Source organism: Massilia sp. CF038 (assembly GCF_900129765.1).
Taxonomy (GTDB): domain Bacteria; phylum Pseudomonadota; class Gammaproteobacteria; order Burkholderiales; family Burkholderiaceae_D; genus Telluria_A.
Window position 1 is genome coordinate 1 of the sequence record NZ_FQWU01000006.1, and the last position, 22,239, is coordinate 22,239.

At 60.3% G+C, this 22,239-nt stretch carries 17 protein-coding genes; 14 read left to right on the forward strand and 3 right to left on the reverse strand.

Going from position 1 to position 22,239, the window contains the following annotated elements:
• Positions 1 to 109: 109 nt before the first annotated feature.
• A complete protein-coding gene (locus tag BUC24_RS24175) occupies positions 110 to 535 on the reverse strand; it encodes a GNAT family N-acetyltransferase (RefSeq protein WP_073222947.1) in 426 nt (141 codons plus the stop codon).
• A 2-nt stretch (positions 536 to 537) separates the two neighbouring features.
• Positions 538 to 2,889 (reverse strand): Tex family protein, encoded by a 2,352-nt coding sequence (locus BUC24_RS24180; RefSeq protein WP_073223244.1) that lies wholly within the window; start codon positions 2,887 to 2,889, stop codon positions 538 to 540.
• A gap of 255 nt (positions 2,890 to 3,144) precedes the next feature.
• On the opposite strand from BUC24_RS24180, the gene BUC24_RS24185 reads away from it, so the two are divergent.
• The 7 genes from BUC24_RS24185 to BUC24_RS24215 all read left to right on the forward strand — a co-directional run bounded on the left by BUC24_RS24185 (position 3,145) and on the right by BUC24_RS24215 (position 16,016).
• The gene (locus tag BUC24_RS24185) at positions 3,145 to 6,267 is read left to right on the forward strand and encodes a DEAD/DEAH box helicase (RefSeq protein ID WP_073222948.1); all 3,123 of its coding nucleotides are present in this window, start codon (positions 3,145 to 3,147) and stop codon (positions 6,265 to 6,267) included.
• Positions 6,268 to 6,354: 87 nt separating this feature from the next.
• Positions 6,355 to 7,470 carry a PAS domain-containing sensor histidine kinase gene (locus BUC24_RS24190; protein ID WP_073222950.1) on the forward strand — a complete coding sequence of 372 codons (1,116 nt, stop codon included), beginning with the start codon at positions 6,355 to 6,357 and terminating at the stop codon, positions 7,468 to 7,470.
• A 106-nt stretch (positions 7,471 to 7,576) separates the two neighbouring features.
• A complete protein-coding gene (locus tag BUC24_RS24195; RefSeq protein WP_073222952.1) occupies positions 7,577 to 8,260 on the forward strand; it encodes a response regulator transcription factor in 684 nt (227 codons plus the stop codon).
• A 206-nt stretch (positions 8,261 to 8,466) separates the two neighbouring features.
• Positions 8,467 to 9,168 (forward strand): transposase, encoded by a 702-nt coding sequence (locus tag BUC24_RS24200; RefSeq protein WP_073222954.1) that lies wholly within the window; start codon positions 8,467 to 8,469, stop codon positions 9,166 to 9,168.
• A gap of 180 nt (positions 9,169 to 9,348) precedes the next feature.
• Positions 9,349 to 14,064: a glutamate synthase-related protein gene (locus BUC24_RS24205; RefSeq protein ID WP_073222956.1), complete on the forward strand. Its 4,716-nt coding sequence runs from the start codon at positions 9,349 to 9,351 to the stop codon at positions 14,062 to 14,064.
• Positions 14,065 to 14,094: 30 nt separating this feature from the next.
• A complete protein-coding gene (locus BUC24_RS24210; protein WP_073222958.1) occupies positions 14,095 to 15,558 on the forward strand; it encodes a glutamate synthase subunit beta in 1,464 nt (487 codons plus the stop codon).
• A 224-nt stretch (positions 15,559 to 15,782) separates the two neighbouring features.
• Complete coding sequence (locus BUC24_RS24215) at positions 15,783 to 16,016, forward strand: hypothetical protein (protein WP_073222960.1); 234 nt, start codon at positions 15,783 to 15,785, stop codon at positions 16,014 to 16,016.
• Positions 16,017 to 16,095: 79 nt separating this feature from the next.
• Here BUC24_RS24215 and BUC24_RS24220 read toward each other — a convergent pair whose 3' ends face one another.
• Entirely contained in the window at positions 16,096 to 17,259 is a 1,164-nt protein-coding gene (locus tag BUC24_RS24220) for a vWA domain-containing protein (protein WP_083599130.1), read from the reverse strand.
• Between the two features lie 171 nt (positions 17,260 to 17,430).
• Here BUC24_RS24220 and BUC24_RS24225 point away from each other — a divergent pair, with 171 nt between their 5' ends.
• From BUC24_RS24225 to BUC24_RS24255, 7 genes are all read left to right on the forward strand, one after another.
• Positions 17,431 to 17,913, forward strand: a complete 483-nt coding sequence (locus BUC24_RS24225; RefSeq protein ID WP_073222963.1) for an EVE domain-containing protein — start codon at positions 17,431 to 17,433, stop codon at positions 17,911 to 17,913.
• Between the two features lie 239 nt (positions 17,914 to 18,152).
• Positions 18,153 to 18,968: an ABC transporter ATP-binding protein gene (locus tag BUC24_RS24230; protein ID WP_073222964.1), complete on the forward strand. Its 816-nt coding sequence runs from the start codon at positions 18,153 to 18,155 to the stop codon at positions 18,966 to 18,968.
• A complete protein-coding gene (gene mlaE / locus BUC24_RS24235) occupies positions 18,965 to 19,747 on the forward strand; it encodes a lipid asymmetry maintenance ABC transporter permease subunit MlaE (protein ID WP_073222966.1) in 783 nt (260 codons plus the stop codon). Before BUC24_RS24230 ends, mlaE begins: the two co-directional genes overlap by 4 nt.
• Positions 19,748 to 19,798: 51 nt before the next feature.
• Positions 19,799 to 20,272: an outer membrane lipid asymmetry maintenance protein MlaD gene (gene mlaD, locus BUC24_RS24240; RefSeq protein ID WP_073222968.1), complete on the forward strand. Its 474-nt coding sequence runs from the start codon at positions 19,799 to 19,801 to the stop codon at positions 20,270 to 20,272.
• Positions 20,272 to 21,216, forward strand: coding sequence for an MlaA family lipoprotein (locus BUC24_RS24245; RefSeq protein ID WP_373887985.1), 945 nt, complete (start codon positions 20,272 to 20,274; stop codon positions 21,214 to 21,216). Before mlaD ends, BUC24_RS24245 begins: the two co-directional genes overlap by 1 nt.
• Before the next feature lie 70 nt (positions 21,217 to 21,286).
• Positions 21,287 to 21,925, forward strand: coding sequence for an MlaC/ttg2D family ABC transporter substrate-binding protein (locus tag BUC24_RS24250; protein ID WP_073222972.1), 639 nt, complete (start codon positions 21,287 to 21,289; stop codon positions 21,923 to 21,925).
• 8 nt (positions 21,926 to 21,933) lie between these two features.
• Positions 21,934 to 22,230 carry an STAS domain-containing protein gene (locus BUC24_RS24255; RefSeq protein ID WP_073222973.1) on the forward strand — a complete coding sequence of 99 codons (297 nt, stop codon included), beginning with the start codon at positions 21,934 to 21,936 and terminating at the stop codon, positions 22,228 to 22,230.
• The last annotated feature ends 9 nt before the right edge of the window (positions 22,231 to 22,239 follow it).

Consider the following 22,239-nt stretch of genomic DNA (forward strand, 5'->3'; position numbering starts at 1 on the left):
CGAAACAGGCTCACGGCCTTGAGGACGATTCAGCCTGCCTGCGCTCGGTTTTCCAAGCGTCCCTGGAATCATAACGTCTTCGTGACGTATAGAGGGCGATGTGGGTGCGTTAAAAGGTTTTGCGGAAGCAGATGGCTTCGGCGCGGCCGATGTACTGGCCGTAGTTCGGCATTTCCGCATAACCGTGCTTGCGGTAGAACGCCACTGCACGGGCATTCACCTTACGCGTTTCCAGCCACAGTTCCGGAAAACCCTGCGTCTCCAGATGCGCCAGAATGGCCGCACCCACGCCGCGTGTCCCGGGCCGCGCGTACATGCGCTTGATCTCGCCCACGCCCTCGGCCAGGGGCCGCACTGCCCCGCAGCCAAGCAAGCCACAGTCATCAGCGCGGGCAACCACGAACACCAAGCCTGCATCACCAGCCGCAAACGAGGCCTTGCCGCTGGCCCCTGTGATCGCTGCCAGCGTGGCCGACAGCTCTTCCATCAGCACCTGCGCATCGGCGCTGGCCGGGTCGCAGGCGCTGATCTTCACGCTTAGCCGCGCAGCTTGGCGAAGGCCGCTGCCATGGTGCCGCCTGCTGGCGCTGGCGTGCGGTCATTCTTTTGCTGGTGCTGCGCCAGGCTCTTGCGATCATTGCGGTCGCCACGCTGCTCCGGCTTGGCACCGGCTTGCGGCGCGCTGTCGGTCAGGCGCATGGTCAGGGCGATGCGCTTGCGCTTTTCATCGACTTCCAGCACCTTCACGCGCACCACCTGCCCGGCTTTGACCACCGTGTGCGGATCCTTGACGAAGGTATTCGACAAGGCCGAAATATGCACCAGACCATCCTGGTGCACGCCGATGTCCACGAACGCGCCAAACGCGGCCACGTTGGTGACCACGCCCTCGAGGATCATGTCCGGGCGCAGGTCGCGGATCTCTTCCACGCCTTCCTTGAAGGTGGCGGTGGTGAATTCCGGACGCGGATCGCGGCCCGGCTTTTCCAGCTCCTTCAGAATGTCGGTAATGGTCGGCACGCCGAATTTTTCATCAGCGTAGCGGGCCGGATTGAGCGTCTTGAGCAGCGAGCTGTCGCCAATCACGGCCTTCATGTTCTTCTTGATATCGGCCAGGATTTTTTCCACCAGCGGATACGATTCCGGGTGCACGGCCGAGGCGTCGAGCGGATTGTCGCCACCCATCACGCGCAGGAAGCCGGCCGCCTGTTCGAAGGTCTTGTCGCCGAGGCGCGGCACCGCCTTGAGCGCGGCGCGCGAGGTAAAGGCGCCTTTCAGGTCGCGGTACGACACAATGCTTTGCGCGACCGAGGAGGACAAGCCCGACACCCGCGCCAGCAGCGGCGCCGACGCCGTATTGACATCCACCCCAACCGCGTTCACGCAATCTTCCACTACGGCGTCGAGCGAGCGCGCCAGCTGGGTTTGCGATACATCGTGCTGGTACTGGCCCACGCCGATCGACTTGGGGTCGATCTTCACCAGTTCGGCCAGCGGGTCCTGCAGGCGGCGCGCAATCGAGACCGCGCCGCGCAGCGACACATCCATGTCCGGCAGCTCGCGCGAAGCAAACTCCGAGGCCGAGTACACCGAGGCACCCGCTTCCGAGACGACGATCTTGGTCATCTTCAGTTCCGCGCGCTGCTTGATCAGGTCCTGCGCCAGCTTGTCGGTTTCGCGCGAGGCGGTGCCGTTACCGATCGAGATCAGCGACACATTATGCTTGGCCGCCAGCGCGCCCAGGACATGCAGCGAACCATCCCAGTCATTCTTGGGCTGGTGCGGGTAGATCACGGCGGTATCGACCACCTTGCCGGTCGCGTCCACCACGGCCACTTTCACGCCCGTGCGCAAACCGGGGTCCAGGCCCATGGTGGCGCGCTGGCCGGCCGGTGCCGCCAGCAGCAATGCCTTCAGATTGAGGGCGAACACATTGATGGCATCGAGCTCGGCGCGTTCGCGCAGGGCGCCCATCAATTCGGTTTCCAGGTGCATGAAGCTCTTCACGCGCCAGGTCCAGCGCGCCGTATCGGCCAGCCATTTGTCGGCCGGGCGGCCCAGATTCTTGATACCGAAGCGGGCGGCAATGCGGCCTTCGCAAGGGTTGTGCGGCGCGTCCCACTTTGGCTTTTCGGCTTCCGTGTCCAGGCGCAGGGTCACGTCCAGAATGCCTTCGCGGCGTCCGCGCAGCAGCGCCAGCGCGCGGTGCGATGGCACCGTCGAAATGGTTTCGGAATAATCGAAGTAGTCGGCGAACTTTTCGCCTTCATCCTGCTTGCCCTCGACCACCTTGGAATCGACCACGCCGTGTTCCTGCACGTAATCGCGCAGCGATTGCAGCAGGGTAGCGTCCTCGGCGAAGCGCTCCATCAGGATCTGGCGCGCACCGTCGAGTGCAGCTTTGGCATCCACCACGCCGGGATTGTTGCCATCGGTGGTGGTAAACGCTTCCTTCAGATACTTGATTGCTTCTTCTTCCGGGTTGATGGTTGGATCGGCCAGCAAGCCGTCGGCCAGCGGCGCCAGACCGGCTTCAATGGCGATCTGGGCCTTGGTGCGGCGTTTTTGCTTGTACGGCAGGTACAAATCTTCCAGGCGGGTCTTGTCTTCCGCATGGGTAACAGCGTCCAGCAACGCTGGTGTCATCTTGTTCTGTTCGGTGATCGAGGCAATGATCGAGGCGCGCCGCTCTTCCAGCTCGCGCAGGTAGCGCAAGCGTTCTTCAAGCAGACGCAGCTGGATATCGTCCAGGCCGCCGGTTGCTTCCTTGCGGTAACGCGCAATGAAAGGCACGGTGGCGCCTTCGTCCAGCAGGGCGATGGCGGCGGCAACTTGCACCGGCTTGGCGGCAAGTTCAAGGGCGAGACGTTGTTCAATTGGTGGGAGCATGGGAAACATCCGCAATCGCGGAACGCTGGTGAGTCAAGCCCGGAATGATACGCAATCGCCGCGAATGCGCCAGTCTTGACAGCACCGGGGTGGTGTGCAGGCGGGAGTTATTGCCGCCTGGAATCGGTATTAATGCCCATATGCATTTATTCAGCCGGGGTAGCATTGCTGAGTGCGAAAGAGAACAGAACACAAAACGCCCTTTGTCGGATAATATCGAGTGTTATCGTTCTCGATACTGCCCTGACAGAAACAATGCACACGACGGATTTAACGCGCGACGAAACCCGCGAAGCAAAACCAGCCACGCCAGCGGCGCCGCATGCCGCCCCTGCGCCTGCCCTGTCCGCACCGATTGCGAGCTGGCTGCAGCGGGTCGAGGCGGCGGCCCATCCGCAGCCCAAGCTGGACCTGGAAGTCAAAGATCCCAAGATCGCCCAATACAAGTTCGTGTATGTGCTGGCGCCCACCAGCGGCGGGCGCCACGTGGCCTTATGTTTATGCAAGGCACGCTTGAAGCCGAACGGCGAAGTGGCGGCCGCCAGTCCTGTGAGTGAAGTGTTTTCCCTGCTGTCGGCCCCGCCCGCCTATTTGGAAGGTGATGACGAAGACTTGGTCCGCTTCTTTATCGCCATGCGCAGCGGTGCCGCTTCGCAAGGGGGCAGTGCCACCGAGCCCAAGGGCAAGGTAGGCGCCATCCTGCTCGAGATGCTGTTGCAGCAAGACAAGCTTTTGTGGGCCAATTCCTGGGCCGACATGGCCAACGGCCTGATCTATCCCCTGCAGCAGGGACCGGTGCGCGCGGCGAACCTGGTGTGGCGCGACGAGGGCCGCACCGCCAAGCTGGGCTGGCAGGTGGAAGCGCCCAAGGGCGCCACCCACAGCGGCGCCGATCAGATCGACTACATGCTGCCCACCGATCCCCCTTGGTATATCGACAACCTGTCCTGCGGCGCGCTGGCGCTCAACCGCGGCGGCGTCGATATTTCCCTGGCCGACTTGCAAGCCCTGGTTGCGCAAGCCCCTGCCCTGACCGGCAACGACAAGAAACGCGTATCCCAACTGCTGCTCGCGCATGGCTTGCAGCAACTGATGCCTTTGCCGCAGCCGCTGACCCAGCGCATGCGCGACGACGTCAAGCCACGTCCCTATCTGCTGCTCGACAGCGTGCAACTGGCCGATGGCACGCTGCAGCGCTGGCATGATTACGCCGTCATTTCCTTTGACTACGATGGCGAACGCGTGTCCTTCGATCCGGCCCAGCGCGTGGTGCGTCAGATTGGCGACGTGACTGAAGTCATTGCGCGCGATGTCGACGCTGAAGCCGCTGCGCTGGAGCAATTGACCGCGCTTGGTTTCCGCAAGCCGCAGACGCCGCCGCTCAATGGGCTGGCTGGCGCCTTGCAGCTGGAGAGCCAGGCGCACTGGCTGCGCTTTGCCGAAGGCGAGCTTGACGGGCTGAGCGACAGCGGCTGGCATGTTCAGAAATCGAATAAATACCGCTACGACGTGGTCGCAGTGGAAGACTGGTACGCCGAAATCGACGAGCCTGCCGAAGCCGGCAACGCCTGGTTCGAGCTGGAGCTGGGCATCGTGGTGGCGCAAAAGCGCGTGCCGCTGCTGCCGGTGCTTGTGCAACTGATCCGCAGCGCGCCCACCGACTTCAACCCCGAAGTACTGGCCGCCCACGCCGACATTGACCAGATGCTGGCCACCTTGCCCGATGGCGTGCGCGTGGCTCTGCCCTGGGGCCGCCTCAAACCTATCTTGAACACGCTGGGTGAACTCTACTTCAGCGAAAAGATCAAAAACAAGGTCCGGCTGTCGACGCTGGACGCGGGGCGCCTGGAAGAACTGGCGCGTGGCACCGAACTCAATTGGTTCGGCGGCGAAAAGCTGCGCGAAACCGGCCGCAAGCTCAGTCTGTTTGGCTCGGTGCAAAAGGTGGCGCCGCCAGCCGGCTTGCAAGCCACCCTGCGTGACTACCAGCTGGACGGTCTGGCCTGGATGCAATTCCTGCGCGAATACGACCTGGCTGGCATTCTGGCCGACGACATGGGTCTGGGCAAAACCGTCCAGACCCTGGCGCACATCCTGATCGAAAAAGAGGCAGGGCGCCTGACTGCGCCAGCCCTGGTGATTGCCCCGACCAGCCTGATGACCAACTGGCAGGACGAAGCCGCGCGCTTTGCGCCGAGCTTGCGCGTGCTCCTGCTGCAAGGGAAAGAACGGCTGGAACAATTCGACAAGATCGACGAATGCGATCTGATCCTGACCACCTACGCATTGCTGCCGCGCGACGAAGAAAAACTGCGCGAGCACGAGTATCACCTGGTGATCCTGGATGAATCACATTACATCAAGAACAACCGCTCCAAGGCAGCGCAAAGCGCGGGCTTGCTCAAGTCGCGCCACCGCCTGTGCCTGACCGGCACGCCGCTGGAAAACCACCTGGGCGAACTGTGGTCGCAGTTCCACTTCCTGCTGCCGGGATTGCTGGGGGACGAAAAGACCTTCAACACGCAGTTCCGCCACCCGATCGAACGCCAGGACGACCCGCTGCGCCGCGCGCTGCTGAACCGCCGCATCCGTCCCTTCCTGCTGCGCCGTACCAAAGACAACGTCGCCAAGGAACTGCCGCCGAAAACGGAAATGGTGCGCAAGGTGGAATTGTCAGGCGCCCAGCGCGACCTGTACGAAACCGTGCGCCTGGCGATGGACAAGAAGGTGCGCGACGAGATCGACAAAAAAGGCGTGGCCCGCAGCCAGATCGTGATTCTGGAAGCGCTGCTCAAGCTGCGCCAGGTTTGCTGCGACCCGCGCCTGGTCAAAACGCTACCGTCGCGCAAGAAGGAAAGCGGCTCGGCCAAGCTGATCGACCTGATGCAAATGGTCGACGATCTGCTGGAAGAAGGCCGCAAAATCCTGGTGTTCTCGCAATTCACCAGCATGCTGGCCCTGATCCAGGAAGAACTCGACCTGCGCCGCATTCCTTATGCGCTATTAACTGGCGACACCAAAGACCGCTCCGCCCAGGTGGCCGCGTTCCAGCAGGGCGCAGTACCGATCTTCTTGATCAGTCTGAAAGCAGGCGGCGTCGGTCTGAACCTGACAGCGGCGGACACCGTGATCCACTACGACCCATGGTGGAATCCGGCTGCCGAAAACCAGGCCACCGACCGCGCCTGGCGGATTGGCCAGGACAAGCCGGTGTTTGTGTACAAGCTGATCGCCAAGGGCACGCTGGAAGAAAAGATTCAGCTGTTGCAGCAGAAAAAATCGGACCTGGCGCAATCGATCCTGGCCGAAGGCGAAGCCCACAAGATGGCCCTGACGCAAGAAGACCTGCAAGCCATCTTTGCTCCGCTGGAAGAGTAAGCCCCTTTAACGTAAACGGCCTGGGGTCAGACCTCATTTTTGCAAGTTGTCCGCGCCCAGCAACCCCGGTGTTGAGAAAGGTTTCCGATGAGCCGCAGTGCTGCAGAACACGAATCCCACCCTGGCCATGGCAGCGTTGAGCAATTTCGCGCCATTGCGGAGCTGCATGGCGACATTGCCTGGATTGTCGATTGCGTCAGCGGCTTGCCGGTCTATTTGAGCCCATCAGCCGCCGCCATCTCGGGCTACGATCTGGACGATGTGCGCGCCGAGTTCGCTGGCGGCACGAGCGGCGGTCCCCTGGCCAGCGTGTGCGCGGGCTTGCCCGAGCGGCTACGCCGTTTCACCGCTGGTGATCGCTCGCGCGAACGCGTCGTGCGGCAGTTCGAATTGCGCCTTGCCGACGGCCGTACTCTGCCGGTGGAAGTGAGCTCCACCATTCTTGTCAACGCCCACGGTGTCGCCGCTTCTGTTGTCGGCGTCGTGCGCGACGTCAGCGCAGCGCGCGAGCAGGCTGCACGCCAGCGCAAGTTCACCAGTATGCTCAACCACGAATTCCGTACACCATTGTCGACCATCGACGGCGCCATCCAGCGCCTGGAGTCGGGCGCCAGTGCGGTTGATGAGCCCACTCGCCAGCGTTATCGCAAAATCCAAGCCGCTGTCGACCGCTTGATCGGGATAATGGACGAATATTTGTCGCCGGAACGTATGGCCGAGGCGGGCGCGTCCAAGCCGGCCGACAGTGCTTCGCCTGCGGTCTTGCTGGAAGAGGCGGCAGCCATGGTGCGCGCGGCGGGCCGTGAGGTAGTGGTGGAACTCGGTCACTTGCCAGTCAGTCTGCGTTGCCAGCCAAGCGGGCTGCGCATGGCACTCAAGGTGCTGGTCGATAACGCGCTCCAGTACTCACCCGCCGCTGCGCCTCTGGTTCTGACCGGCATGCAGGCCGATGGCGGCACGGTCTTCCAGCTGCGCGACGCGGGCCTCGGTGTCCCGGAAGCGGAGCTTGAAACGATTTTTGGCAAGCGCTACCGAGGCAGCAACGCGCTCGGCGCTGGCTCCGGCCTGGGCCTGTACATGGCGAAATCGGTGATTGAGGTGCATGGTGGCAATATCAGCGCCCGGAATGTTGCGCCAGCGGGCGCAGAATTCCGAATATGGTTGCCTGCGCAAAGCGGAACAGGGAAAAGTGTTGCATCCTAAGTGATCAACTGTGATAATTCCGCTAATGGAAGCAGGGTAGGCACCGCGATTTTTCTTGAAAAATCACACGCTCGGGGTTCACGAATTAAATAAGAATGGCCAACCCATGACGCAAATTTTAATTGTTGAAGACAACGGTGATTACGCAGGCGATATGGCGGAGTTCCTTTCGGAACTCGACCATGAAGTCACGATTGCCACCACCGCCGGTGAAATGTGGGCCGCGCTGACCAAGACGCCAGCTGCCGTGGTCGTTCTTGATCTTGGCCTACCGGATGAGGACGGCTTCAACGTCATTCCCCGCATGCGCCAGCTGTATCCCGAAATCGGCTTGCTGGTGCTCACCGGCCGCGTTGCTTTCGACAACCGTATTCTCGGCCTGCGCCTGGGCGCCGACCACTATCTCACCAAACCCATCAAGTTCCCCGAGCTGGCTGCGCACATCGAAGCGCTGGACCGCCGCGTCCGTCCACCTGAACCGAGCACCCCGCAGCCGAGCAAGTGGACATTGAAAGTAAGTGCCCGCCAACTTGAGCTCATGGGTTCGGTGATTGATTTGACTGAGAAGGAATGCAATTTCCTTCACTTACTTACTATTAATACCCGGCCAGTACCGCGCCAGGTGATTGTGGCTGGCATGGGCGGGGAAGATCCGGATGCGAGCCGTCGCGTCGACATGCTCGTGTACCGCTTGCGCAAGAAGGCGCGCAGTGGTCTGGGGCAGGACCTGCCATTGCGCAGTGCATACGGCGAAGGTTACAGCCTGTCAGCGGGCTTTACCCTTTCCTAACCAACATCGCCCTCGCGCAGGCGGGGGCCTATTCCACTTTAGCAAATCCGGAAAAGCGCTATGGGGGCTCGCATGCGAGCCCGCCTTCGCGAGGGCGATGTAAATGGGGACAGAGTCGCCCATGCAAATCCATCTTGCTAAAATAATTAGGGACAGGTCGAGCGCGATTCGCTAGAATCGGCTTTTCCTGTCCTTTTTACCGTCCCATGGCCCGCCTTCCCCGCCTCGTTGTCGCCAATTACCCGCACCACATCATCCAATCTGGTAACAACAACCAGGCGATCTTCCGTGAAGACGAAGATTATCAGCGCTTTTTAGGCTGGCTGAAGGAAAGCGCCAAGGAATTCAAGGTGGCGATTCACGCCTACGCCCTGATGCAGGATCACCTTCACCTGCTGGCTACCCCTGCCACAGTCGAGGGCCTGGCCCAGACCATGCAACGGGTCGGCCGCTATTACGTTCCCTGGTATAACGCCAAATATGCACGTAGCGGCGGCCTGTTCCAGGGCCGATTCAAGACTTCGCTGATCGATCCCGAACGCTATTTCATGCTGGTCAGCCGCTATATCGAAACGAACGCCGTGCGCAATCTGCTTGTTTCCGACCCGCTGCACTATCCCTGGTCCAGCTACCCCCACCATACCGGCATTAAACCAGACTCCGTCATCACCGATCACGCCCTGTATTGGGCTCTCGGCAATACGCCGTTTCAGCGCGAGGCTGCCTATATTGAACTGAGCCGCCCCTCCTTGAGCCCGGCTGAGCGGGAAGCGGTCGACGCGGCTGTATTGAAAGGCTGGCCCCTGGGTTCCGACAAATTCAAGGCCGAGCTACAGCTGCGCGCCAAGCGCCAGGTTCTGCCCGCCAAGCGCGGCCGCCCCTTCAAAAAGCCTGTCGAAGCAACCTGACATAACGATTTCTTGGACGCGCCCTGACCGAGTACTGCCGTGATCGACTGTGTCCCTAATTAATTTCCGCGTCAACCCACTTCCAATTAATTCGACTCCGACCCTATTTAATCTTATTGACGCTGTCTGCTGCATTGCACTAATCTTGAGTTTCGACTTCAAAAGCTGTGGAGAAAACGCATGATTGCCCAAGGTTTGTACGACCCGTCCAATGAACACGATGCCTGCGGCGTCGGCTTCATCGCCCACATCAAGGGCAACAAGAGTCACTCCATCATTGAACAAGGCTTGCTGATCCTGAAAAACCTGGATCACCGGGGTGCGGTCGGTGCCGACAAGCTGATGGGCGACGGCGCCGGCATCCTGATCCAGATCCCGGACCAGTACTTCCGCGACGAAATGGCCAAGCAGGGGGTGGAATTGCCGCCGCCTGGCGAATATGGCGTTGGCATGGTCTTCCTGCCGAAGGAAAACGCGTCCCGTATCGCTTGTGAACAAGAAATTGAGCGCGCGGTGCGCATCGAAGGCCAGGTCGTGCTGGGCTGGCGCAATGTGCCAATCGATGAAGCCATGCCCATGTCGCCTACTGTGCGCGGCAAGGAACCGGTGATTCGCCAGATCTTCATCGGCCGCGGCCCGGACATCATGGTCACCGACGCGCTGGAGCGCAAACTGTATGTGATTCGCAAATCCTCCGGCCACGCCATCCAGGCGCTCAAGCTGCTGCATGGTAAAGAATTCTTTGTGCCGTCGATGTCGGCCCGCACCATCGTCTACAAGGGCTTGCTGCTGGCAGACCAGGTGGGCGTGTATTACAAGGACCTGCAGGATCCGCGTTGCATCTCGGCGCTGGCGCTGGTGCACCAGCGTTTCTCGACCAACACCTTCCCGGAGTGGCCGCTGGCCCACCCGTACCGCCTGATTGCCCACAACGGCGAAATCAACACCGTCAAAGGTAACTTCAACTGGATGCGCGCGCGCGAAGGCGTGATGAAGTCTGCCGTGCTGGGCGATGATCTGCGCAAACTGTTCCCACTGATTTATGAAGGCCAGTCCGACACGGCTTGCTTCGACAATGCGCTTGAGCTCTTGATCATGTCCGGCTATCCGATTGCCCAGGCCATGATGATGATGATCCCGGAAGCCTGGGAAAACCACGGCATGATGGACGACAACCGCCGCGCCTTCTACGAATACCACGCCGCGATGATGGAACCATGGGACGGCCCGGCCGCCATGGCCTTTACCGACGGCCGCCACATCGGCGGCACCCTGGACCGCAACGGCTTGCGTCCAGCGCGCTATATCGTCACCGATGACGATTTGGTGGTCATGGCCTCGGAATCGGGCGTGCTGCCAATTCCGGAATCGAAAATCATCCAGAAATGGCGCCTGCAGCCTGGCAAGATGTTCCTGATCGACCTGGAAGCAGGCCGCATCATCGACGATAAAGAGCTGAAAGACACGTATTCCAACGCCAAACCGTACAAGGCGTGGATCAATTCGGTGCGCATCAAGCTCAACGAAATCAAGCTGGCAGAAAGCCAGCTAGCACACAACCGCGTCAAGGATGGCCCTGCGCAAGGCGAAAAAGCCGTGCCGAGCGTGCTCGACCGCCAACAGGCGTTTGGCTACACCCAGGAAGACCTCAAGTTCCTGATGGCGCCCATGGCCCTGCTGGGTGAAGAAGCCACAGGTTCGATGGGCAATGACTCGCCGCTGGCCGTCATGTCCAACAAGCTCAAGCCGCTCTACAACTATTTCAAGCAATTGTTCGCGCAGGTGACCAATCCGCCGATCGATCCGATCCGCGAAGCCATGGTCATGTCGCTGGTGTCCTTCATCGGGCCGAAGCCGAACCTGCTCGACACCAACAACGTCAATCCGCCGATGCGGCTGGAAGTGTCGCAGCCGGTGCTCGGTTTCGACGATATGGCGCGTCTGCGCAACATCGGCGCCCACACTGGCAGCAAGTTCAAATCCTATGAACTGAACATTTGCTACCCGGTTTCCTGGGGCAAGGAAGGGATTGAGGCGTCGCTGGCGTCGCTGTGCGCGGAAGCGGTCGATGCTGTGCGTTCCGGCCACAATATCCTGATCGTGTCCGACCGCAATATGTCGGCGGAACAGGTGGCAATCCCTGCGCTGCTGGCCACCTCCGCCATCCACTTGCACCTGGTGGGCCGCGGCTTGCGCGCCTCGACCGGCCTTGTTGTAGAGACCGGTTCGGCGCGCGAAACCCATCACTTCGCCCTGCTCGCCGGCTATGGCGCGGAAGCCGTGCATCCTTACCTGGCCATGGAAACGCTGACCGAAATGGCAGCCGGTCTGCACGGTGAACTGTCGCCTGAAACGGCGATCTACAACTACACCAAGGCCATCGGCAAAGGCTTGATGAAGGTGATGTCCAAAATGGGCATCTCGACCTACATGTCTTACTGCGGTGCGCAAATCTTTGAAGTCATTGGCCTGAATAAATCGCTGGTCGACAAATACTTCAAGGGCACGGCGTCCAACGTGGAAGGCATCGGCGTGTTCGAAGTGGCGGAAGAAGCGCTGCGTCTGCACACCCTGGCCTTTGGCAACGACCCGCTGCTGCTGGAACAGCTCGATACCGGCGGCGAATACGCCTTCCGCGTACGCGGCGAAGACCATATGTGGACCCCGGATGCGATTGCAAAGCTGCAGCACTCGACCCGCGCCAACAACTTCTCCAGCTACAAGGAATACGCGCAGATCATCAATGACCAGAGCCGTCGCCACCTGACCCTGCGCGGCCTGTTCGAGTTCAAGCTTGATCCAACCAAGGCTATTCCGCTCGATGAGGTCGAGCCAGCCAAGGAGATCGTCAAGCGCTTCGCCACGGGCGCCATGTCGCTCGGTTCCATCAGCACCGAAGCGCATGCCACGCTGGCGATCGCCATGAACCGCATCGGCGGCAAATCGAACACTGGTGAAGGCGGCGAAGATCCTTTCCGCTACACCAAGGAATTGAAAGGCATCCCGATCAAGCAGGGGGAGACAATGTCGTCCGTCATCGGCGCGCAGAACGTCGTGGTCGACATTCCATTGCAGGACGGCGACTCGCTGCGTTCGCGTATCAAGCAAGTTGCCTCTGGACGCTTCGGCGTCACGGCCGAGTACCTGAACTCGGCCGACCAGATTCAGATCAAGATGGCGCAGGGTGCAAAGCCGGGCGAAGGCGGTCAGCTGCCTGGCCACAAGGTGTCGGAATACATTGCCAGCCTGCGCTTCTCGGTGCCAGGCGTGGGCCTGATTTCCCCGCCGCCGCACCACGACATCTACTCGATCGAAGATCTGGCGCAGTTGATTCACGATCTGAAAAACGCGAACCCGCGCGCATCGATCTCGGTCAAACTCGTGTCGGAAGTGGGTATCGGCACCGTTGCGGCTGGCGTTACCAAGGCCAAGGCCGATCACGTGGTTGTGGCCGGGCACGACGGCGGCACGGGCGCTTCGCCACTGTCATCGGTCAAGCACGCTGGTACGCCGTGGGAACTGGGCCTGGCCGAAACCCAGCAAACCCTGGTGCTCAATGGCTTGCGCAGCCGCATCCGCGTGCAAGCCGACGGCCAGATGAAAACCGGTCGCGACGTCGTCATTGCCGCCATGCTGGGCGCCGACGAAATCGGCTTTGCTACCGCGCCGCTGGTGGTCGAAGGTTGCATCATGATGCGCAAGTGCCACCTGAATACATGCCCGGTCGGCGTTGCGACGCAGGATCCTATTCTGCGCGCCAAGTTTGCTGGCAAGCCAGAGTACGTGGTCAACTACTTCTTCTTCGTGGCCGAAGAAGCGCGCCAACTGATGGCGCAGCTAGGCATCCGCACCTTCGACGAACTGATTGGCCGCGCCGACCTGCTGGACAAGTCGCAAGCCATTGCTCACTGGAAGGCGCAGGGCCTGGACTTCTCCAACATCTTCTACCAGCCAAAAATCAACAACGGTTTGTCGATCTTCCATACGGAATTCCAGGAACACGGTCTGGAAAAAGCGCTGGACCACAAACTGATTGCGCAAGCCAAGGCGGCGCTGGAAAAAGGCGAGCGCGTCTCCTTCATCTCGCCAGTGCGCAACGTCAACCGTACCGTGGGCACCATGCTGTCTGGTGAAGTGGCCAAGCGCTACGGTCATGCCGGGCTGCCGGACGACACCATCCACATCCAGCTGCAAGGCACGGCTGGCCAGTCGGCAGCAGCATTCCTGGCAGCCGGCATCACCCTCGACCTGGTGGGCGAAGGCAACGACTACGTGGGCAAGGGCTTGTCGGGCGGGCGCATTATTGTGCGGCCAAACACTGAGTTCCGTGGATGGGCCGTGGACAACATCATTGTCGGTAATACGGTGCTCTACGGTGCTATTTCTGGCGAAGCCTTCTTTAACGGCGTTGCCGGCGAACGCTTTGCGGTGCGAAACTCGGGCGCCACGGCGATTGTGGAAGGCTGCGGCGACCACGGTTGCGAATACATGACCGGCGGCACCGTCGTGGTCCTGGGCGCGACCGGGCGCAACTTCGCGGCCGGCATGTCGGGCGGCGTGGCATATGTATACGACCCGCTGGGCGACTTCGAAAAGAAATGCAACACCACGATGGTCAATCTGGAGCGGGTTGTCAGCGCCAAGGAACAGGGCGACGTGTCGGGCTGGCACAGCCAGAGCCGCGACAGCGTGCGCGAAGCCGATGAAGTCATTCTCAAGCGTCTGATCGAGCGCCATTTCAAGCACACCGGCAGCACCCGTGCGCGCAACTTGCTGGACGACTGGGCAACCGGCCGCAGCAAGTTTGTCAAAGTATTCCCGACCGACTACAAGCGGGCGCTGGAAGAAATGCACAACAGCAGCATGGAAGAAGCCGCTGAAAAGATCGCCGCCTAAGCGCGCAACAGAGAACAAAAGGAAAACATCGTGGGTAAAATCACCGGCTTCATGGAATTCAAGCGTCAGGACGAGGGCTATCTCGAGCCCGCGGCGCGCCTCAAGAACTACAAGGAATTTGTCCTGCATCTGTCCGACCCGCAAGCCAAAGTGCAGGCCGCGCGCTGCATGGATTGCGGCATCCCCTTCTGCAACAGCGGCTGCCCGGTCAACAACATCATCCCGGACTGGAATGATCTGGTTTACCACGGCAACTACCGCGCTGCGCTGGAGAACCTGCACTCGACCAATAACTTCCCGGAGTTCACCGGCCGCATCTGCCCTGCGCCTTGCGAATCGGCTTGCACCCTTGGCATCAACAACGATCCGGTCGGCATCAAGTCCATCGAACACAAGATCATCGATACCGGCTGGGAGCACGGCTGGGTCGTGCCCCTGCCACCGGAAACGCTGACCGGCAAGAAAGTCGCCGTGATTGGCTCCGGTCCGGCCGGGCTGGCAGCGGCGCAGCAACTGGCGCGCGTGGGCCACGCCGTCACCGTGTTTGAAAAGAGCGACCGCATCGGTGGCCTGCTGCGTTACGGCATCCCCGACTTCAAGATGGAAAAGACGCATATCGACCGCCGCGTCGAGCAGATGCAAGCCGAGGGCGTCGTGTTCCGCACCAGCGTGTTGGTCGGCAAGGACTTCCCTGCCACCGTCAACAACTGGGCCAAGGAAACGATCTTCCCGGAAGACCTGGCCAAGGACTTCGACGCCATCATCATGGCAGGTGGCGCCGAAGCGCCGCGCGACTTGCCAGTGCCTGGCCGCGAGCTCAAGGGCGTGCATTTCGCCATGGATTTCCTGCCGCTGCAAAACAAGGTCAACGCCGGCGACAAGGTCAAGGACCAGATCAAGGCCAGCGGCAAGCACGTGGTCGTCATCGGCGGTGGTGACACCGGTTCCGACTGCGTGGGTACCTCTAACCGCCATGGCGCCGCATCGGTCACGCAATTCGAATTGATGCCCATGCCACCGGAACAGGAGAACAAGCCGCTGGTCTGGCCCTACTGGCCGACCAAGCTGCGCACCTCGTCCTCGCACGAAGAAGGTTGCGAGCGCGACTGGGCCGTTGCCACCAAGCGCCTCGAAGGCAAGGGCGGCAAGGTCGAGAAGCTGATTGCTTGCCGCGTTGAGTGGAAAGACGGCAAGATGGCTGAAGTGCCGGATTCCGAATTCGAAATGAAGGCGGACCTGGTCTTGCTGGCGATGGGCTTCGTGTCGCCAGTGCAGCAAGTGCTGGATGCCTTTGGCGTCGAAAAAGATGCGCGCGGCAACGCCAAGGCCACGACGGACGGCGAAGGCTGCTACCAGACCAGCGTGCCGAAAGTGTTTGTCGCGGGCGACATGCGCCGCGGCCAGTCGCTGGTGGTATGGGCCATCCGCGAAGGGCGCCAGGCTGCTCGCGCTGTCGACGAGTTCCTGATGGGTTCGTCGGTTCTGCCGAGGTAGTCGACGAAAACCAGATTGGTCTAAATACTATTCCTTGCAAAAGCCCGGCTGTATGCCGGGCTTTTTGCGCTGTGGATTGCGAAAATCTAAGAAAAACTGCGTTTGCTCTGTTTCGTGACGGAATGAATTTGAACGAGCGCAAAAGGCGAGCTAGATCACGACCTCGAGCTCAATCATCGGTTCCACTAGGCATTCGTAATGTCAGCGTTAGCAAAGGTGACTATATGAGATATGCTGCTGGCGAGTTAGTAAAAATGGGCGACAAGGTGCAGCTAGGCAGTGATAAAGAGGGAGAAGTGGTGTGCATCATTGATACCAACGAGTACAGTGAGAGATATTCGCGGGTGAACTGGAGTTATCTAAACAAAGGAGTTTTGATCAATTTCCCGCAGCATGGGTTGTTGCACTACGACTTACTTGGTGCCGATGTTCACCTTGTAGCACGCGGTGGCTCCTGAGGTTGGCGCTTCCGGAGCCGCGCTGATAAAGCATAGGCGGCTCCTTTTTCGGCAAAAGTGTTCTGCAAAAGTAGTCTGGCTATTTGATTTGCTTTGCCAGCGCGGCCGACACTGCTGCGTCAAACCCGCTTTGACTACCGCGCTCGCTGCGCTGTGCAGCCAAATACTGGTCGCGCTGTTTCGAGAGCGCCACGATACGCTCGCGCAAGTCCTTGCGCTGCGCAAGCGCCTGGTCCAGGGCCGCTTGCCGCTGGGCCGGCGATAGCTTGCGCAATGCATCCGGCAATTCCGCTTCCGCAATCTGTGGCAAGGTCACTTTCCCCGCTTCCGCTTGTTGCAGCAGATCGCTGTCGTCATAGGCCCTGGCATTCAGCGCCTTGTTGACGGCGCGGTCGGCCTTGGCTGCCGCCGGTGCCGCCGCCACTACGTTTGATTCCATTGCCACCTGCGCCGACTGACTGGCGCGCCGCTTTTCAGTATTGCCATACGCCATATAGGTACCGCCAATCTGTTCGCCCAGGCGCGCCAGGTCCTGGTCATAGGGTGTCACCACCACATCGACCCCGCCGTCCTGTGCGATAGCGAAATATTCGCCGCCGCCCCACTGGGCCGCGCTGCGCCAGGCGTGGCGGGTTTCGGGATCGTCGCCGCACTGAATCGCATTGACAATAATGCCGCGCCGGCTGGCATTGCGTGCAGTGGTATCAGTAGCCGGCATGTTGCGGTAATCGTCGTGCGGCGGCGCGTCGCCCACCAAAAAGATGACCTGCGAGGTTGATGACGAAGGCGCCGACCAGCCGCCCAGGCGCACAGCCTCGGCCATGGCGCTGCGGACATCCTCGGGCGAATCGCCACCACCCTGAGCTTTGAAGTTCATCAACTGGGCGTACACGGCATCCAGATTCGCACTAAGCGGCGTGACGCGGGTGACATAGTTGTCGCCACGATCTCGGTAGGCTACCAGCCCGACCCGGATGGTCGCACCTGCATTGCGCCTTTGCTGCAGCACCTCATTGACGATACCCCATATTTTTGCTTTTGCACCTTCGAGCATGCCACCCATCGAGCCGGTGGTGTCCAGCACGAACATTAGTTCGATGGTTGCCTGACGTCCGGGGATTGATTGATCCTGGTGCGGGACTGCCACGGGGGCATTGATGCGAGTGGCGTGGGCGGGCAGGCTGGCCAGGCCGGCCAGAATCAGGGCGGCTAGCAGGCCGGGGTAGCATCGTGCGTTCATCATGGTCTCCGTCGGTGGGCACGCACCTGCGCGCCCTCTTCTTTGAAACGGCGGTTCCGCAATGACGGGGTTGGACCATCTTGTAACAAGTTGTTCGAACGGGCCTGCATGCTCCTGACAGAAATTGACGCAGCCTGCCTATAACATTTTGGCATTCAAGTTCAGGAGGCAGATATGCAGCAAGCTTCATTCTTCCCCGCACCCCACGCGCCCACATCCAGCCGGAGTTGGATTGCGGTGGCATCCGCCGACCACGTGCGCCAGGGCCGCGTACAGGGATTCATGCAGGTGTGCCACGGTAAGGGCGGGCCGCTCAAGCGCATTCGTCCAGGCGATACGGTGGTTTACTATTCACCGAGCGAGCGGTTCGGCGAGCGCCTTCCTTTACAATCATTCACTGCCATTGGGGAGGCGCTTGCCCGTGACCCTTACCAGGTGCTGGTGAGCGAGCAGTTTCAGCCTTTTCGGCGCGATGTGGCCTGGTGGGAGGCGCGCGAGACACCCATCAAGCCTCTGCTGTCGCGGCTGGCGTTTTCGTCAGGGGTAAAGAATTGGGGCTACCAGCTGCGCTTTGGCTTGTTTGAAATCTCGGAGCAGGACATGCGCCTCATTAGCGCAGCGATGCTGATACAGCAAGGCGCGTCTGGCGATACTTGAAGGAGCGTCTGGCTAGCCTTCCAATAAATTGCCAAACTACAACAGTCATGGCAGGACCAGGTTTATCGCATGCCACGTACCATCGTCGAAAATTTCCTTCGTAGAAACAATCACTTGCGCGCATAAATATCTGACCCGCCGTTCAGTAGTGTTGTATTCTAGCCCCCTTGACCCCCTGTAAACCGCCCCTCTCCCAGCAGGGATTGCCGTTTCTGCACTACAATACGGCATTCCCAAAAATGAATAGTCCCGTGTCCAATCTTGTCGAAATCCGCGATCTGCACTTTGCCTATGGTGAACGTTCGATTCTGTCGAATCTGAACATGGACTTCCCGCGCGGGAAAGTCGTGGCCGTCATGGGCGGTTCCGGCTGCGGCAAGACTACCGTGCTGCGCTTGATCGGCGGCCAGATCCGCCCACAAAAAGGCGAGGTCAAGGTGGCTGGCGAGATCGTGCACAAGCTCGATATCGATGGCTTGTACCGCCTGCGCCGCAAGATGGGCATGCTGTTCCAATTTGGCGCCTTGTTCACCGATCTGACGGTGTTCGAAAATGTCGCGTTTCCGCTGCGCGAGCACACCAATTTGCCGGAAGAACTGATCCGCGACCTGGTGCTGATGAAGCTGCACGCTGTTGGTCTGCGCAACGCGGCCCAGCTCAAGCCGGCCGAGATTTCTGGCGGCATGGCGCGCCGCGTGGCCGTGGCCCGCGCTGTTGCGCTCGATCCGGAACTGATCATGTACGACGAGCCGTTCGCCGGTCTCGATCCAATTTCGATGGGCGTGACCGCAAACCTGATTCGCAGCCTGAACGTGGCGCTCGGCTCGACCTCGATCCTGGTGTCGCACGATGTGCACGAGTGTTTCGCGATCGCCGACTATGTTTACTTTATGTCCGCAGGCAAGATCGTCGCCCAGGGTACCCCGGCCGACCTGCGTGTTTCGGAAGATCCTTACGTGAAGCAGTTCGTCAATGCAGCGCCGGACGGCCCGGTGCCGTTCCACTACCCTGGCCGTTCGCTGGCCGATGACCTTGGTCTGGGAGCGCAGCCATGATCGCCACCGCTCTGGCCGCAGTCGGCTCTACCTTGCGCGAAAGCATTGCCAGCGTTGGCTTTGCGACGCGTTTCTTCTTTAATTTGCTGGGCGTCTCGCCAGGCGCCTTGCGCCGTCCGGGCTTGATCTCGGAGCAGACTCACTTCATCGGTAACTATTCGCTGGTGATTATCGTGGTGTCGGGCTTGTTCGTCGGCATGGTGCTCGGCTTGCAGGGTTACATCACGCTGACGCCTTACGGTGCCGAACAAAAGCTGGGTCAGGTCGTGGCACTGGCGCTGGTGCGCGAACTGGGTCCGGTCGTGACGGCTCTGCTGTTTGCCGGCCGCGCCGGCACTTCGCTAACCGCCCAGATCGGTTTGATGAAAGCCGGCGAGCAACTGTCGGCCATGGAAATGATGGCGATCAATCCAATCCAGCGCGTGCTGGCGCCCCGTTTCTGGGCTGGCGTGATTGCGATGCCAGTGCTGGCCACCATCTTCAGTGCGGTGGGCGTGCTCGGTGGTTATCTGGTTGGCTGCAAATTGATTGGTGTGGACGAAGGCGCGTTCTGGTCGCAGATGCAAGCCAACGTCGATGTGCGCGCCGACGTCATGAATGGCGTGGTCAAGAGCTTCGTGTTTGGTATCGCGGTCACCTTCACCGCCCTGTTCCAGGGCTATCACGCGCAGCCGACGCCGGAAGACGTGTCGCGCGCGACCACCCGCACTGTGGTGATCGCGTCGCTGATGGTCTGGGGCCTCGATTTCGTGATGACCGCCATCATGTTTAACAAGTAATTTTGAATCCGGCGCGTAACTAGCGCCGAACAACAAGGGTTAGGAAATAAAATGCATCGTAAATCTGTTGACGTCTGGGTTGGCCTGTTTGTCCTGCTGGGCCTGGCCGCACTATTGTTCCTGGCGCTCAAGGCCGGCAACATGAGCACCCTGTCATTCGGACAGACGTACTCGGTGACCGGCAAGTTCGACAATATCGGCGGCCTCAAGCCGCAAGCACCGGTCAAGAGTGCCGGTGTGGTGGTCGGGCGCGTCGGTGAAATCAAGTTTGATGACAAGACTTATCAGGCGCTGGTAACCTTGGAACTCGAAGCGGGCTATAAATTCCCGAAAGATAGTTCCCTGAAGATCCTGACTGCTGGCCTGTTGGGCGAGCAATACATTGGAATTGAAGCGGGTGGCGATACCAACAATCTGGCCAATGGCGACCGGATTGCGCGCACCCAGTCCGCCACCGTGCTGGAAGACTTGATCAATCAATTCATCTACAGCAAGGCCGCTGAAGGAAAAGAAGAAAGCAAATGATGAAAACTAATTTCGCAGGCATGCGCGCCGCCGCGCTGCTGGCTATCGCAGTGGCTCTGACCGGCTGCGCTTCCTTGTCCGAGAAAGACCCGTACGAGAAGTACAACCGTTCGATGTTCAGCTTCAACGACGCGGTGGACCGCAATGCCCTCAAGCCAGTCGCCACTGCGTACAAGACGGTGCTGCCAAGCTTTGTGCAAACAGGCGTGAACAATTTCTTCGGAAACTTGGGCGACATCTGGACCGGTGCCAATAACTTTATGCAGGGCAAAGGCGAGCGCGGTTTCTCCGACCTGACCCGCGTGATGATCAATTCCACCTTCGGTCTGGCTGGTTTGCTCGATATCGCATCCGATGCCGGTCTGCAAAAGCACAACGAAGACTTCGGCCAGACGCTGGGTTACTGGGGCATGCCGAGCGGTCCGTATGTGATGCTGCCGCTGCTGGGCCCATCGACCCTGCGCGATACCGCGGCATTGCCGGTGGACATTTATGCCGACCCCTGGGGTAACGGCATGTCCTCGCGCGCCCAGAACATCGGTACCGTGCTGCGCGTAGTTGACCAGCGCGCTGTCTTGCTCGACGCCACCAATCTGATGGAAGAAGCTGCCCTGGACCGTTACGAATTCATTCGTGATGGTTATTTACAACAGCGCCAGAACCGTATTTTCGATGGCGAAGCTTCGCGCAAGGAAGCGCAGGCCGCCCGCCGCGACGATGCCGAGCCGACCGCGCAGAGCATTCGTGCCGCTTATGAAGATCCGGACGCCGGCGCCCCTGCCAAGGCCGCGGAAACTCCTGCGCCAACCTCGGCAGACGTGCCTGCAGCCGCTCCTGCAGCTGCCCCGGCCGATGCAGCGCCAGCAGCTCCGGCGACCGCGGCGGTGGCTGCCCCGGCAGAGCCGGAAATGAAACCCGTGTCATCCGAATCGCCCACCAAGTAGTTAACTGAAGAACTGAACCCATGAAATGGGTTGCGGTCTTCCCAAAATGCAACTATTTAGAAAAGAGCTTATGAAACTGATCAAACAACTTATCGCCGGTGTTGCCCTCGCGGCCACCGCCAGCGCCTTTGCCCAGGCGCCTGCCAACGAAGCACCAGACGCGCTCGTCAAGCGCATCAGCGCCGAAGTCATCGATACCGCCAAGGCCGACAAAGAAATTCAAGCCGGCAACCAAAAGCGCGTGATGGACCTGGTGGAAACCAAGATCCTGCCTTACGTCGATTTCCAGCGCATGACCGCACTGGCTGCTGGCCGTCACTGGCGCGATGCCACTCCGGAACAGCAGAAGCAGCTGTCGAACGAATTCCGCACCCTGCTGGTGTTCACGTATTCGGGCGCCCTGTCGCAAATCAAGAATGAAACCGTGGAATTCAAGCCACTGCGCGCCGACCCGGCCGACCAGGAAGTGGAAGTGCGCTCGGTGGTCAACATGGCCCGCGGCGAGCCAGTCACCCTGAACTATCGCCTGGCCAAGTCGCCACAGGGCTGGAAAATTTTCGACATCAACGTGCTGGGCGCGTGGCTGGTGGAAACCTACAAGGGTACCTTCGCCACCGAGATCAGCAAGTCGGGTATCGACGGTTTGATCAAGGCCTTGGCTGAACGCAACAAGAAGCTGGCCAGCAAGCCAATCAAACCTGCGAAATAAAGCGACACATGTCTCAAGCAAACAAGCTGCAAAGCATCGAGTCCCTGACTGTCCAGAACGCCACTTCGGCGCTGGACCAGGGCCTCGCTGCCATCAAGGCAGGCACCACCGTGTTCGACCTGGCATCGGTCAAGCTGGCCGATTCCTCGGCCGTGGCGGTCCTGCTGGCCTGGAAACGCGCTGCCCGCAAGTCCGGCACCGCGCTGTCTTACGTTAACGTGCCTGCCGGCCTGCAAAGTCTTGCCGCGCTCTACGGCGTTGACTCCTTCCTGGTGGAATCGCCCGCCAATCTGCATCACCATTGATCCTGCCTT